This is a genomic window from Lutibacter sp. (assembly GCF_013041805.1).
Taxonomy (GTDB): Bacteria; Bacteroidota; Bacteroidia; order Flavobacteriales; family Flavobacteriaceae; genus Lutibacter.
On sequence record NZ_JABDRI010000019.1, the window covers coordinates 19,189 to 33,581 of the forward strand.

Here is a 14,393-nt window from a genome sequence, read left to right on the forward strand (position 1 = left end):
TTTAAAACGATAAACTCAAAATTACAAATTATATAATTGGAAAGCAATTTATAAAAATCACAAACGTAAAAGAGGTAACAATTGTTACAATAAAAGATAAAATTACCTTATTTTAAATCATTCTATATTAGATTGTTATGGTTGTTAAATTAAATAATTTGTTATAATTTAGTTCGGTGCTTTTTTGTAATATATATGAAGAGCATACTACTTTTAAATAACACTTAAAATTTTGCATATGTCTAACTCTTCTAAAAAAATGAAAACCTATTATGAAAGTATCATAGAAAAAGGATATTCACGTAGAGATTTCATTAAGTTTACAACCTATATGACCGCCTTCATGGGATTTGAGGCGTCAATGATTGGTCAAGTTACTAAAGCAATGGAAACCAAAAAGCGTATACCTGTTATTTGGGTGCATTTCCAAGAATGTACAGGTTGCTCAGAATCTTTTATTCGATCGGATCACCCTTTGGTTGCCGATTTAATTTTAGATCATATCTCATTAGATTATACGGAAACCTTAATGGCAGCTTCAGGGCATAATGCAGAAGAAGCAAAGCAAGAGTCAATGAAAGAGAATTATGGAAATTACATTTTAGTAGTTGAGGGCGCTATCCCGATGAAAGATGATGGCGTTTATTGTTCAATAGGAGGTAGAACAGCAATTGATATTTTGAAAGAGTCTGCTGCAGGTGCTGCTGCAATTCTTACATTTGGTAGTTGCTCATCTTGGGGTGGAGTACAAGCTGCACATCCAAACCCAACTGGATCTGTTCCAGTAGATGCAATTATAAAAGATAAACCAATAATTAGAGTTCCAGGTTGTCCTCCAATAGCGGAGGTTATGACAGGTGTAGTTATGCATTACGCTACGTTTGGAAGACTTCCAGAATTAGACTCTTTAGGTAGACCAAAACAATTTTATGGAAAGAGAGTACACGATACGTGCTATAGAAGACCAAATTTTGATGCAGGTTTATATGCAGAAAGTTTTGATAGCCAAGAAGCTAAAGATGGATATTGTTTATATAAATTAGGCTGTAGAGGTCCAGTTTCTTATAATGCTTGTGGATCTATGGGATGGAATAACGGTGTTAGTTTCCCTATTAAATCAGGTTATCCTTGTATTGGATGCAGTGAGCCGGACTTCTGGGACAATAGTCCATTTACTGAAAGATTAATGAATATTCCAGGCATAGGAATTGAATCTTCAGCGGATACTATTGGAAAAGTTACAGTTGGAGTTGCAGCAGGAGCTGCTGTTGTGCATGCGCTAGCAACCAATATCGCAAAGAAAAAAGAATTACGTGAAGCAGAAGAATGTGGTGAGGAAAACGAAAGAAATATTAAAGCTTAAAATAACTAATCATGGCAAATAGAATAGTAATAGATCCAATTACTCGAATAGAAGGACATTTACGTGTTGAAGCAGAAATTACTGAAGGTAAAGTAACAAATGCTTATGTGTCTTCAACAATGGTTCGAGGAATGGAAAAGATAGTTCAAAATAGGGACCCTAGAGATGTTTGGGCATTTGTGCAACGTACTTGTGGGGTTTGTACCACAGTACACGCAATTGCCTCAATTAGATCAGTAGAAGACGCATTAGATATTGTAATTCCACCAAATGCTGAGATTGCAAGAAATATTATCACAGTATCACATGCAATGCAAGATCACGTGGTTCATTTTTATCACTTGCACGCATTAGATTGGGTAGATATAACTCAAGTTTTAAATGCTGATCCAAAAGCAACATCTGAATTGGCTCAAAGTATATCAAAATGGCCAAATAGTTCACCAGGCTATTTTTCTGATGTAAAAACACGTATTAAAAAGTTTGTTGACAGTGGCCAATTAGGAATTTTTGCCAAAGGTTATTGGGGGCACAAAGCAATGAAACTACCTGCAGAGGTTAATTTATTAGCAGTTGCACATTATTTAGAAGCACTAGAATGGCAAAAAGAAATTGTAAAAGTTCATACCATTTTGGGTGGTAAAAATCCACATCCTCATTTCTTAGTAGGAGGTATGGCTAGTGCAATTAATGTAAATGATGCTGGAGGTTTAAATACTGAAAGATTGGCTTACGTAGGTCAATTATTAAAAGATGCACATAAATTTATTAATGAAGTTTATGTTCCAGATTTATTAGCAATTGCATCTTTCTATAAAGATTGGGGAGCAATAGGAGGCTCTAAATTCAATAATTATTTATCTTATGGAGATTTACCAACCGATCATTATAGAAATCCTGCTAGTTTTAAATGGCCACAAGGTGTAATTTTAAATGGAGATTTAAGTAAAGTTCACGAAGTTGACCTAGAAAACACTGGTGAAATTCAAGAATTTGTAAATAAATCTTGGTATAATTATAAAGATGGAAATGAAGTTGGTTTACACCCTTATGATGGAGAAACAGATATTAATTATACAGGGCCAAAACCACCATATGATTATTTAGATGTTGATAAAGAATATAGCTTTGTAAAAACACCAAGATGGCAAGGAAAACCAATGGAAGTTGGTCCATTGTCAAGAATGTTAATAGGGTATGCTAAAGGAATACCAGAGTATAAAAATGTTGTAGATGGCGCTTTGAAAGCTTTAGATGTTCCTGTATCTGCATTACTTTCAACACTTGGTAGAACTGCAGCTAGAGGATTAGAATCTAAATTATTAGCAGATTGGGGTCTTGAATTTTTCGACCAATTAATTGGAAATATTAAAAATGGAGACACCCGAATGGCTAATATGGAAAAATGGGATCCTACAACTTGGCCAAAAGAAGCTAAAGGAGTTGGCTATATGGAAGCTCCTAGAGGTGGTTTAGCTCATTGGATTAAAATTAAAGACCGAAAAACAGAAAATTATCAAATGGTAGTTCCAACAACTTGGAATGCAGGACCACGAGACCCTCAAGGTCAAATGTCAGCTTATGAATCAGCATTAATTGGAACTCCTATTGAAGATCCAGAAAATCCAGTAGAAATTTTAAGAACCATACATTCATTTGATCCTTGTTTAGCTTGTGCTGTACATTTATATGATGAACACGGTAAGCATGTAAGTCAAGTTCAACTTGATGGATCTTGTAGTATTTAATTTAAACTTGTAAGTAATGGCAACAACATTTAATTTTAAAAGAGTATATGTATGGGAATTGCCTGTGCGACTATTTCATTGGGTAACTGTATTTTCAATGTTAGTGTTAACTATAACAGGTTTTATTATTGCGGACCCTCCAGCAATCAATACAAATGTAGAGGCAACAAATTCTCATTGGTTTGGTTATGTAAGGGCGATTCATTTTATTACAGCTTATTTATTAATCGCAAATTCTATTTTTAGATTGTATTGGGCATTTGCTGGAAATCAATTTGCTAACTGGCGTAATTTTATTCCTTACACCAAAAAAGGTTTAAAAAATATATTTCACGTGCTAAAGGTTGATATATTTTTAATGGAAGACAAAGAGCATAAATTACACAATATTAGTATTGGGCACAATTATTTAGCAGCATTCTCTTATTTCATTATGGCCTTGTTTTTTATAGTTCAAGTTGTGACAGGCTTAGCTTTAATTGCTGATACTTCAGATTGGTGGTTCCCAAATATGTTTAAGTGGGTTTCTAATATGCTTGGTGGTGATATTTTAACCAGATATATACACCATATTTTGACTTGGGTATTTATGGCTTTTGCAATAATTCATGTATATTTAGTTTTATTCCATGATTATGTGGAAGCAAGAGGAGAAGCATCTTCAATGTTTAGTGGTTTTAAGTTTATTCGTTCAGAAAGAGTTAAAGAAACAGAATCTGAAATTATAAAAAGAGCAACAGAACAAATGAGAGAAGGAAAAACTATAGAAACTGATATAGAAGAAACAAAAGAATAATATGATTTCAGATGATGTAATTGAATTACAAAAGCTTTTTTATCAAACCCATAATTATTTAGAAAGTGATAAAAAAGATAGAATTTTAGTGCTAGGAATTGGTAACTATTTAATGGGTGATGAAGGAGTTGGAGTTCATGCAATACATGCTTTAAGCAAATTAGATTTGCCAAGCAATGTAGATATTATGGATGGAGGAACAGGAAGTTTCAATTTAATGCCAATTTTATCTCAATATCCGTTAGTTATTTTTATTGATGCAACTATGGATAAAAGACCGCCAGGAACAATTGGTGTGTTATACCCAAAATTTGCGGCTGATTTTCCAAGTATTTTAAGTGCTCATGATGTTGGTTTAAAAGATATGATTGAAGCGTTAGAGTTTCAAGGACAATTACCAAAAATTATATTAGTAACTGTTTCAATAAAGGAAATGATTCCTATGACCATAACTTTAACAAACGAAGTTCAAAATAGCATACATAATTTAACCGATAAAATTACTGAAATATTAAGCAAAATATTAATAAACAAAGCAACTTAGATTACGCTTTATTTCTTTAAATTATCCCTATAAATTCTTTAAATTATTGTAATTTTATAGGGATAATTTTTGTTTCCTTCATGCTTAAAACATATAAAATTTTAATTTCCGGATTGGTTCAAGGTGTTGGTTTCCGACCACATGTGTATAATTGGGCGTTAAAATTTTCGTTGTCTGGTTCAGTGTCAAATAATGAAATAGGAGTAATTATTTATGTCTCAGGAATAGAAAAGTGTGTTAAAGATTTTTACAATAAATTATTAAATTTTCCTCCGCCGGTTTCCTCTATAAAAGAGAGTTCAATAGTAGAGATTGAATTTCAAAATTTTGAGGATTTTAAAATTATTCCTTCAAGTAAAGATGGACAATTAAATTTACCATTAACTCCTGATTTTGCTATTTGTGAAGATTGTAAAAACGATATTAAAAGCACTAATAATCATCGCTATAATTATGCTTTTACAACCTGTGTTAATTGTGGACCAAGATATGCAATAACCGAAACATTTCCTTTTGAAAGAAAAAACACTAGTATTCATGAATTTCCAATGTGTACAACTTGTGAAGATGAATATATGAATCCAAGTAATAGGCGTTTTCATTCACAAACGAATACCTGTTCAACTTGTGGTATTTCATTAAAATTGATTAATAAAAAAGGAGAAATAGTAGAAACTTCAGAGTTAAATTTGTTTCAAAAAATTAATAATTTACTTTCAAATGGGCATATAATAGCAATTAAAAACACAAGTGGATATTTATTATGTTGTCAAGCTGATAATGAGGAGGTTGTCAATAAATTAAGAGTAAAAAAAAATAGACCGAAAAAGCCTTTTGCAGTTTTGTATCCTTCACTTATACAGCTTCAAACGGAGTTTATTTTAAACGAACAACAGCTTAAAAGTTTAACTTCAGTTGTGCGTCCAATTACTATTATTTCTTCCCATAATTACAAGGGAAATTTAGCATTAAATGCAATAGCTCCAAGCTTAAAACAACTTGGAGTTATGCTGCCATATACTGGAATTTTACAATTATTGGCGAATGAGTTAGACTTTCCAATTGTTGCAACAAGCGGAAATATTTATGGTTCTCCAATAACAAGTAAAAACGAAGATGCTTTTGAAAAATTAAAGGAAGTTGCGGACTATTTTTTACAGCATAACCTTAAAATTCAACAACCTCAAGACGATTCAGTTGTAAAATTTAGCACTAAATTTAAACAACAAATTTTATTTCGCCGTTCACGTGGTTTAGCTCCAAATTATTTAGATTGCAATATAAATTCTAATGAAAAAATACTGGCAATGGGTGCTGATTTAAAAAGCAGTGTTGCTTTTTATCCGAACCAATATTTGTACATAAGCCAGTATATTGGAAATCTAGAAAATTATGATGTTTATAACCGTTTTATAGAAACAACAGGTTCGTTTCTAACTGTTTTTGAGCAACAACCAAGTATTATTTTAATAGATAAACATCCAAATTATCATAGCTCCGAGTATGGGAAAGAGTTAGCACAAAAGACTAACTCTACGATAGTAGAGGTACAACATCATGAGGCACATTTTTCCGCAATTTTGGGAGAACATAATTTGTTTAATGAAAAAGTTTTAGGAGTAGTTTTTGATGGTACTGGTTTTGGAGATGATGCCACTATTTGGGGTGGAGAATTTTTTAATTATGAGGAAAATAAGATTGATAGAATAAATCATTTTGAGTATTTTGATTGGTTGTTAGGAGATAAAATGGCAAAAGAACCTCGTGTTTCATTACTGTCTTTAATTTCTGAAGAAAAGTATGAATTGGTTACTGAAAAATTTACTTCAAACGAACTAAAAACATATATAACCTTAAAAAAGTCAAATACTCTAAAAACTTCTTCTGTTGGAAGGTTGTTTGATGCGGTTTGTTCATTATTAAATATTGTTGATTACAATTCATATGAAGGAGAGGCTGCAATTTTAATGGAAAATAAGGTAATTGATTACAAATTAAGTTCTTGTAAAAGTTATTTAAATACTATTGAAAATGGAATTTCTTCAAAAGAAATTATTGAAAATATTGGAGTAGATTTCAAAAATGGGAATTCTAAAGAGCGTATAATTCTAAACTTCTTATACACTTTGGCACATGTAATTGTTGAAAATGCTATATCAAATAAATACAAACATGTTGCTTGTAGTGGTGGTGTTTTTCAAAATGCAACATTGGTTGATATGTTACTTGAATTAGCGCCAAAAGAAATAAATTTGTATTTTCATAAGAATTTATCACCAAACGATGAAAATTGTTCATTTGGACAACTTATGTACTACCTAAATATTAAAAACTAGAAATGAAATATTTATCTGAATATAGAAATTTAGAGGCCACTAAAAAAATGTTAGATGAAATTCACAAAATAACTACTCGTGAATGGAATATTATGGAAATTTGTGGTGGACAAACTCACGGTTTGGTAAAAAATGGAATTTTAGAATTACTTCCTGAAAAAGTAAGAATGATTCATGGTCCTGGTTGTCCGGTCTGTGTAACACCTTTAAATCTAATTGATAAGGCTATTGAATTATTAGAACAAGGAGTAATTGTTTGTTCATATGGCGATATGATTCGGGTTCCAGGAAGTAAAAAAAGTTTATTGGAAGCGAAAGCTCTTGGTGGTGATTTACGTGTTTTATATTCTCCAATTGAAGCGGTTTCAATTGCCAAACAAAACCCTGATAAAGAAGTGGTATTTTTTGCTGTAGGTTTTGAAACAACAGCACCAGCAAATGCCCTTTCAGTATTACATGCAGAAAAAGAGAATATTGATAACTATTCAATATTGGCATCTCATGTTTTAGTTCCACCTGCAATGGAAGCTATTTTATCTGATGAGTTGAGTACGATTAATGCATTCTTAGGTGCAGGACATGTATGCGCCATTATGGGATTGCAAGAATATTATCCATTAGTTAAAAAGTATAAAATTCCAATTGTGGTAACAGGCTTTGAACCTTTAGATTTGGTTCAAGGAATTTATATGGCAGTAAAACAATTGGAAGAAGGAAGATTTGACTTAGAAAATCAATATGCTAGAGTTGTTAAAGAAGAAGGTAATATATCAGCTATAAAAGTTATAGAAAAGATTTTTGAAATAGGCGCTAGAGAGTGGAGAGGAATTGGAAAAATTCCAAAAAGTGGTTATGTCATAAAAGAAGCATATAGAAGATTCGATGCTGAAGCAAAATTTAATATAAGTGATATAAAAGTACCAGAAAATTCAAATTGCATTGCTGGTGAAATTTTACGAGGTATAAAAAAGCCACATCAATGTGAGCAATTTGGAAAAGCTTGTAAGCCTTCGAATCCGTTGGGAGCTCCAATGGTTTCTTCAGAAGGGGCTTGTGCTGCTTATTATCATTTTTCAACTAATTTAATAGATTAACAATGAATATTGAAAACTTAGGATTTGAAACCATTAATTTAGGTCACGGAAGTGGGGGAGAATTAACCAGAAATTTATTAGATAAAATAATATTTAAAACTTTTAGTAATCCATTTTTAGATCAAAAACACGATGGTTCAATTGTAAAAATCGAAGGGGAAATTGCCATTTCAACTGACAGTTTTGTAATAACTCCTATATTTTTTAAAGGTGGGAATATTGGAGATTTGTCAGTTCATGGAACTGTAAATGATGTTGCCATGTGTGGTGCTATTCCAAAGTATTTATCATTGGCTTTTATTATTGAAGAAGGACTTAAAGTAACTGAATTTATTGAAATTGTACAATCGATAAAAAAAGCAGCTGATGAAAGTGGAGTATTAATAATTACTGGTGACACTAAAGTAGTTGAAAGAGGAAAAGGTGATAAAATTTTTATAAACACCACAGGTTTTGGAGCCATGCATCCAAAGGCAAATATTTCAGTTCATAACATAAAAGAAGGGGATCAAATTTTAGTGAATGGTTTTATAGCACAACATGGAATGGCTATTATGAGTGAACGAGAAGGATTGGAATTTGAATCAACTATTGAAAGTGATTCAACTAATTTAAACTTTTTAGTCAAAGATTTACTAGACAAATTTGGGGATAAAATTAAACTTTTTAGAGATCCTACGCGTGGCGGTTTAGGCACTGTTTTACATGAAATAGCCAATGATATTTCAAAAGGTGTTTTTTTAAAAGAGGTATCAATACCAATGGAAAAACAAGTGTCAGCAGCCTGTGAAATGCTGGGTCTAGATCCTATGTATGTTGCTAATGAAGGTGTTTTTTTAGTAGTAGTAGATAAAAGCATTTCAGCGGAAGTACTAGCACTGATGCGAGCTCATGAAAAAGGACAAAATGCTGCAATAGTTGGTGAAATCACCACTGAGCATCCAAATAAAGTTGTGATGCAAAGCTTGATTGGAGGAAAGCGAATTGTAAGCCCATTAGTTGGTGAACAGTTACCTCGTATTTGTTAGTTAGAAAGAACCCAATAAATACCTATTATTAATGCAAATAATCCACTTGCAAATCGAATGCCTTTAAAAAAATTAGCATTGTGGTTATTTTTTGAGACTTGAGAAATACGTCCTATTACAAAAGCATAAGAAATCATTGCAACCAGCGTTCCAATTCCAAATCCTATAATATACTGAGTGGAATCAAAATTTGATTTAAAACCAAGAACAGGTAAAAACAATAAAAAATGAGCAATACCAGCCAATCCATGAACAAAACCAAAAGATAAAGATGCAATATTGTTATGTCTTATATTTTTGTGTGTATGGCTATGATTTGATACAGAGTCATGCTGATGTGGATGTTTATGAATAATATGATTTGTTTCACTATGAACGTGGGTATGTGTGTGATTTTTTTCCTTTCTAAAAATTTGAGAAAAAATCCAAATACTCAATCCTATTAATAAGAATCCAACGAATTTTTCACTGTTGGCTGAAATTTTTTCGATAGGTATAAACTCTTTGAATAGTAAAAAAAGAACACCTATTGAAAGCATTCCTAATAAATGCCCGAAACCCCAAAATAAACCAACTTTCCATGCTTTCTTTTTACTTTCAATAGCAAATGGAGTTACTGCGGCTAAATGATCTGGTCCAGAAATTACGTGAGCAACTGCAGCAATAATTCCAGCAAATAAGGGTATATTGAAATCCATATATAAAAAAAGCTATAAAATTTAAAAATACAAATTATTCTAGTAATGTGATTAAATTTAAAAAAAAATAGTAAAAATTTAATGGTGTGATCTATCAATTGTATTTTTGAACCATTAAAAATTGTAAGTTGGAATAAACATGTTAAAAAAAATAGTTTTAGTTAGTCTCTTTTTGATGAATTTGAGTACTGTTTTTGCACAGACCAGTACTATTAAAGGAAGAGTTTTTAATAGTATAAATAATGAATCAATAGCATTTGCTTCTATTGTTATTGATAGTACATCAGTTGGTACAACTTCAGATATTGATGGAAACTATCAAATAGAAAATTTAAAACCAGGAACCTATAATGTGGTTTGTTCTTTTTTAGGATTTAAGAAAAAAGTATTTTATGAAGTAAGAGTAACTTCTACAAGAACCACCACACTTGATTTTGCTTTAGTAGAAGAAAGTACGGCTTTAGATGAAATTCTAATTAGTAAATCACCGTTTAACAGACCAGAGGAAAGTCCCGTTAGTGTTCGTACAATTGGAGCTTCTGAAATTTACAGAAATCCTGGTAGTAATAGAGATATTTCCAAAGTAATACAAATTTTACCTGGTGTTGCTTCTTCTGTTTCATTTAGAAATGATATCATTGTTCGTGGTGGTGCTCCAAATGAAAATAGGTTTTATCTTGATGGGATTGAAATTCCAAACATTAATCATTTTGCAACACAAGGTTCTTCAGGAGGACCAGTAGGTATGATTAATGTTAATTTTATTCAAGAGGTAGATTTTTATGCAGGTGCATTTCCTGCAAATAGAGGGAATTCATTGAGTTCAGTTATGGAGTTCAAGCAAATTGAAGGGAATGATGAAAAGTTAAGAGGTTCTTTAATGGTTGGATCGAGTGATATTGGACTTACTTTAGATGGCCCTATAGATGAAAAATCTACCTTTATTTTTTCAGCAAGGCGCTCTTACTTACAATTACTTTTTAAAGCTTTAAACCTACCTTTTTTGCCTACTTATAATGATTTTCAATACAAACAAACTATAAAGGTTGACGATAAAAATAGAGTAACAATTATTGGTCTTGGAGCTATTGATGATTTTGAATTAAATAAAGACGTAAATGATGGTTTAGATGATGAGGAAGACATTAAAAGAAATAATTATATTTTAGGAAATTTACCGGTAAATAAACAATGGAATTATACTGTTGGGGCTAACTGGAAGCATTTTGCATCAAATAGTTTTCAAAATTTTGTAATAAGTAGAAATCATTTAAGCAATAGCGCTATAAAATATCAAGGTAATATTGAACAACAAGATTTACTGTTATTAGATTATAATTCTGAGGAAATTGAGAATAAACTGAGGATAGAAAATACCTATCGGAAAAATGGTTGGAAATGGAACTTAGGAATAGGATTTGAAAATGCGACCTACAAAAATTCAACATTTAACAAAATTGAACTTGACGGAGCAATAAGCACTATTGACTTCGATTCTGAATTAAAACTGAATAAATACGCACTTTTTTCGCAGCTTAGTAAAGAATTTTTTAATGATAGATTATTGCTGTCATTTGGTTTTAGAACAGATTTTAATGATTATTCAAATGAAATGAATAACCCAATTAAGCAGTTTTCACCAAGATTTTCAGCATCCTATACATTGATAGAAGATTTCAATTTCAATTTTAATATTGGTCGTTATTTTCAATTACCTGCTTATACAGTAATGGGGTATAGAGATAATTCAAATGTTTTAGTGAATAAGGAGAATAACATAACTTACATTAGTGCGAACCACTTGATTGCTGGATTAGAATATAACCCAACCAGATTGTCTAAAATAACATTGGAAGGTTTTATTAAAAACTATGATAATTACCCGTTTTTATTAAGAGATCGTATTTCGCTTGCGAATTTAGGAGGAGATTTTGGAGTTATTGGTAATGAACCTGCCACTTCAACTTCTATAGGGAAAACATATGGGGTTGAATTTTTAGTTCAGCAAAAATTAAGTTCTTCTATTTATGGTATTTTGTCTTATACATTTGTGAAGAGCGAATTTTCAAATAACGATAATGAATTAACTCCTTCATCTTGGGATAATAGACATATTTTAAATATTACGGCAGGTAAGAAATTTAATAAAGGTTGGGAAATGGGTTTAAAATTTAGATATCTTGGTGGTGCTCCTTTTACACCTTATGATATTGAACTTTCATCTACTGCTGCCATTTGGGATGTGAACCAACAAGGTATTTTTGATTATGATAGGATAAATCAAGAACGAAACCCAGATGCGCACTTTTTAGATCTTAGAATAGATAAGCAGTGGTATTTTAATAAATGGGCATTTAATTTGTATGTAGATATACAGAATGTTTATAATTTTCAGGCAGAAGGACAGCCATTTATTGATGTAGAACGAGATGCGTCTGGAAATCCAGTTGTTGACCCAACAAATCCTAGCGCTTATAAAGTTTCAGAAATTGAAAATACAAATGGAACGGTGTTACCATCAATTGGAATTATGATTGAATTTTAATAGTAAGGTTAAATTTTATTTTCGTTCAAATACTAAATCAGGTCCATCAACATAAGATAGTCCTAATGTCATTTTTTTATTAGCTAAATTATAGGTCCATTTAGTATCATTAATTTTTATCAAAATAATCTTTGGGTCGTTCATACCTCCTAAATAATCTTCACCAAAAAAGTAGTCATATGCTCCAATAGGGTACCCAACATTTTCTCCTCCAGTTACAATTAAAGTTCCGTTTATTTGAAAATTGTAATAAATAGTATCATCTGAATAATCTATAGTGTTCAGACCTTGAAATCCATAGATATTAGCTTCAATTAATTTCCAATTCCCAACTATTTGGTAAGCGTTAGTTTCTTCATTTGAGCAGCTGAATATTAAAATTCCTATTAAAATAATAGATATAATTTTTTTCATATTGAAAGGTTATATTTGGATACTCTTTCACCTAACCAAGTAGTTTTATTCTATGATGTTTCAATAGTATTAGACTTTTTCTTTATTAAGATTCCAGATGTTGTAATATAGCTAAAGCTGCCCTTTCACCAGCAATCATTGCTGCGTTTAATGATCCGTTTAGTTGAGTATCACCAGCAAGAAAAATCCCTTTATTTAGTCTTGTTTCTGAAGGTGATATTTCATACTGTAAATTAGCAAGTGTTGGCAATGCTTGTGCAATTGAATAGTGTTTTATACAGCGTATAACATCAATGCCACAATATTTTTTCAATTCTTTCTCAACTTGTATTTTTAATGCTTCATTAGAAAGTTTATGATCTTTAACAACGGTAACAGATAGTAATTGGTTTGCACCTTTTGATTTTGTAGCGATGCTTGTATGGTAGAAAATATTATTAATTAGTGCTTCTCTGTTCGAGATAAGTCCTATTAATGGTTCTTTAATAGTTTTAGCATTGGTTTCAAAATAGAGCGTATCACAAGATTTCCATTGGGTTTCTTGATTTTTTAGATTTGAGACAAATGCACTTGGTTCTGTTGCAATAATTGTGAAATCACTTTCTAATATTGTTCCGTTAGTTAGAAATATTTTTCCATTTTCAACCGATTTGACCTTTGTGTTAAATCGAAAGGTGGTTTGCTTTAAATTATTTTTTAATTGCCTTGGTATAGCTTCAATACCAGCTTTTGGTAATGCTGCAAAACCTTCTCCAAACATTTTATAAACGAATTCAAACATTCTGCTTGAAGTCTCTAGTTCTGATTCAAGAAATATACCGCTGAAAAATGGTTTAAAAAAGTTTGAAATCATATCTTCTGAAAAGCCGAAGTCTGATAAATATTTAAATGTAGTTTTTTCAGGTTTTGCAAAAATTTCAGTAAGTGTAGTTTTTTTTAAAGCGTTGTTTAGCTTCAGAATTTTTAGTTTATCAGAGATTGTTCCTATTCCTGAAATTAAGGTTGGTATAAGTAAGGAAATATTACGAAGCGGATCACCAATGGTTTTTGAATTTCCATTATTAAAAATTGTAGCTCCTGGAAGAAATGATTGAAGTTCTAAAGCTCCAAAATTTAAATATTTTTGTGCAGCTGGATATGCTGTAAGCAATACTTGAAAACCATGGTCGAGCTGATATCCTTCTACAATATCCGTTTTAACTCTGCCACCAACTCGATCAGTTCCTTCAATAATTACAGGAGCTAAGTTATGATTCTCTAAAACTTGAGCGGCAATTAGTCCGCTTACGCCGGCACCAATAATATGTATTTTATAGTCTTTTTTGTTCATAAGTAATTGATTAGAAATAAATACAAATCTTTTAACAAATTTAAGTTTTTTCTATTTGTTTTTCATTTCATGAATCATAATAAGAAAGATTTAAATAATCATTTTTTATATCAATCATTTTATCAATAAATTTTTTATTAGCAATGTAATTCTTATTTTTTGAAAATTGAATAAAATTTCCATTGGCGTGAATACTAAAAAATTGAGAATTATAAATAACCAATCGGTAGTAAGGTATAATCCAAGAGAAACGTTCTAATTTTCTGGTATAATGCACAATAATACCTTTTGGGCGTAATTCAATATTACCATAATCTGTTTCTGAGAATTTCAATTTTCCAAGATCTAATTTTGGACTTATTGATTCAATAATTAATCTGCTAGAGCCAATACCACCTTGCTTTATTCGCTCTAGAAAGCTAAACGATTTTCCCAACAGTAATACACTCTGTTCGTTAAAATCTTCATTATTATATGTTGTATCAAATACCATTGTT

Annotated in this window: 12 protein-coding genes; 8 read left to right on the forward strand and 4 right to left on the reverse strand. The window is 31.1% G+C overall.

From position 1 onward, the window contains the following. The first annotated feature begins 259 nt into the window (after positions 1-259). The 7 genes from HKP59_RS02475 (at position 260) to hypE (ending at position 8,909) form a co-directional block, all read left to right on the forward strand. Complete coding sequence (locus HKP59_RS02475; protein ID WP_291803158.1) at positions 260-1,363, forward strand: hydrogenase small subunit; 1,104 nt, start codon at positions 260-262, stop codon at positions 1,361-1,363. An 11-nt stretch (positions 1,364-1,374) separates the two neighbouring features. Beyond that, positions 1,375-3,111, forward strand: coding sequence for a nickel-dependent hydrogenase large subunit (locus HKP59_RS02480; protein WP_291803160.1), 1,737 nt, complete (start codon positions 1,375-1,377; stop codon positions 3,109-3,111). Positions 3,112-3,127: 16 nt separating this feature from the next. Beyond that, complete coding sequence (gene cybH, locus HKP59_RS02485; RefSeq protein WP_291803162.1) at positions 3,128-3,907, forward strand: Ni/Fe-hydrogenase, b-type cytochrome subunit; 780 nt, start codon at positions 3,128-3,130, stop codon at positions 3,905-3,907. A gap of 1 nt (position 3,908) precedes the next feature. Continuing rightward, a complete protein-coding gene (locus tag HKP59_RS02490; protein WP_291803164.1) occupies positions 3,909-4,451 on the forward strand; it encodes a hydrogenase maturation protease in 543 nt (180 codons plus the stop codon). A gap of 80 nt (positions 4,452-4,531) precedes the next feature. Next, positions 4,532-6,787 carry a carbamoyltransferase HypF gene (hypF, locus tag HKP59_RS02495; protein ID WP_291803166.1) on the forward strand — a complete coding sequence of 752 codons (2,256 nt, stop codon included), beginning with the start codon at positions 4,532-4,534 and terminating at the stop codon, positions 6,785-6,787. 2 nt (positions 6,788-6,789) lie between these two features. Further along, positions 6,790-7,881: a hydrogenase formation protein HypD gene (gene hypD, locus HKP59_RS02500; RefSeq protein WP_291803168.1), complete on the forward strand. Its 1,092-nt coding sequence runs from the start codon at positions 6,790-6,792 to the stop codon at positions 7,879-7,881. Between the two features lie 2 nt (positions 7,882-7,883). Beyond that, complete coding sequence (hypE, locus tag HKP59_RS02505; RefSeq protein WP_291803170.1) at positions 7,884-8,909, forward strand: hydrogenase expression/formation protein HypE; 1,026 nt, start codon at positions 7,884-7,886, stop codon at positions 8,907-8,909. Here the strand turns inward: hypE and HKP59_RS02510 are convergent. Beyond that, the gene (locus HKP59_RS02510) at positions 8,906-9,607 is read right to left on the reverse strand and encodes a sulfite exporter TauE/SafE family protein (protein ID WP_291803172.1); all 702 of its coding nucleotides are present in this window, start codon (positions 9,605-9,607) and stop codon (positions 8,906-8,908) included. The two genes, hypE and HKP59_RS02510, sit on opposite strands and share 4 nt — an antisense overlap. A 139-nt stretch (positions 9,608-9,746) precedes the next feature. Here HKP59_RS02510 and HKP59_RS02515 point away from each other — a divergent pair, with 139 nt between their 5' ends. Beyond that, positions 9,747-12,152 (forward strand): TonB-dependent receptor, encoded by a 2,406-nt coding sequence (locus HKP59_RS02515; RefSeq protein WP_291803173.1) that lies wholly within the window; start codon positions 9,747-9,749, stop codon positions 12,150-12,152. A 15-nt stretch (positions 12,153-12,167) separates the two neighbouring features. Here HKP59_RS02515 and HKP59_RS02520 read toward each other — a convergent pair whose 3' ends face one another. The 3 genes from HKP59_RS02520 to HKP59_RS02530 form a co-directional block, all read right to left on the reverse strand. Beyond that, entirely contained in the window at positions 12,168-12,566 is a 399-nt protein-coding gene (locus HKP59_RS02520; RefSeq protein ID WP_291803174.1) for a hypothetical protein, read from the reverse strand. 85 nt (positions 12,567-12,651) lie between these two features. Continuing rightward, the gene (locus HKP59_RS02525) at positions 12,652-13,896 is read right to left on the reverse strand and encodes an NAD(P)/FAD-dependent oxidoreductase (protein WP_291803175.1); all 1,245 of its coding nucleotides are present in this window, start codon (positions 13,894-13,896) and stop codon (positions 12,652-12,654) included. A gap of 67 nt (positions 13,897-13,963) precedes the next feature. After that, a complete protein-coding gene (locus tag HKP59_RS02530; protein ID WP_291803176.1) occupies positions 13,964-14,389 on the reverse strand; it encodes a hypothetical protein in 426 nt (141 codons plus the stop codon). Positions 14,390-14,393 lie beyond the last annotated feature (4 nt).

What these genes read in the sequence shown, in the direction of transcription:
- hypD (WP_291803168.1), top strand. Translation starts at nt 6,790, where the DNA reads ATGAAATATTTATCTGAATATAGAAATTTAGAGGCCACTAAAAAAATG.
- HKP59_RS02490 (WP_291803164.1), top strand. Translation starts at nt 3,909, where the DNA reads ATGATTTCAGATGATGTAATTGAATTACAAAAGCTTTTTTATCAAACC.
- HKP59_RS02515 (WP_291803173.1), top strand. Translation starts at nt 9,747, where the DNA reads ATGTTAAAAAAAATAGTTTTAGTTAGTCTCTTTTTGATGAATTTGAGT.
- HKP59_RS02475 (WP_291803158.1), top strand. Translation starts at nt 260, where the DNA reads ATGAAAACCTATTATGAAAGTATCATAGAAAAAGGATATTCACGTAGA.
- HKP59_RS02525 (WP_291803175.1), bottom strand. Translation starts at nt 13,896, where the DNA reads ATGAACAAAAAAGACTATAAAATACATATTATTGGTGCCGGCGTAAGC.
- HKP59_RS02520 (WP_291803174.1), bottom strand. Translation starts at nt 12,566, where the DNA reads ATGAAAAAAATTATATCTATTATTTTAATAGGAATTTTAATATTCAGC.
- hypF (WP_291803166.1), top strand. Translation starts at nt 4,532, where the DNA reads ATGCTTAAAACATATAAAATTTTAATTTCCGGATTGGTTCAAGGTGTT.
- HKP59_RS02530 (WP_291803176.1), bottom strand. Translation starts at nt 14,389, where the DNA reads ATGGTATTTGATACAACATATAATAATGAAGATTTTAACGAACAGAGT.
- HKP59_RS02480 (WP_291803160.1), top strand. Translation starts at nt 1,375, where the DNA reads ATGGCAAATAGAATAGTAATAGATCCAATTACTCGAATAGAAGGACAT.
- HKP59_RS02510 (WP_291803172.1), bottom strand. Translation starts at nt 9,607, where the DNA reads ATGGATTTCAATATACCCTTATTTGCTGGAATTATTGCTGCAGTTGCT.
- cybH (WP_291803162.1), top strand. Translation starts at nt 3,128, where the DNA reads ATGGCAACAACATTTAATTTTAAAAGAGTATATGTATGGGAATTGCCT.
- hypE (WP_291803170.1), top strand. Translation starts at nt 7,884, where the DNA reads ATGAATATTGAAAACTTAGGATTTGAAACCATTAATTTAGGTCACGGA.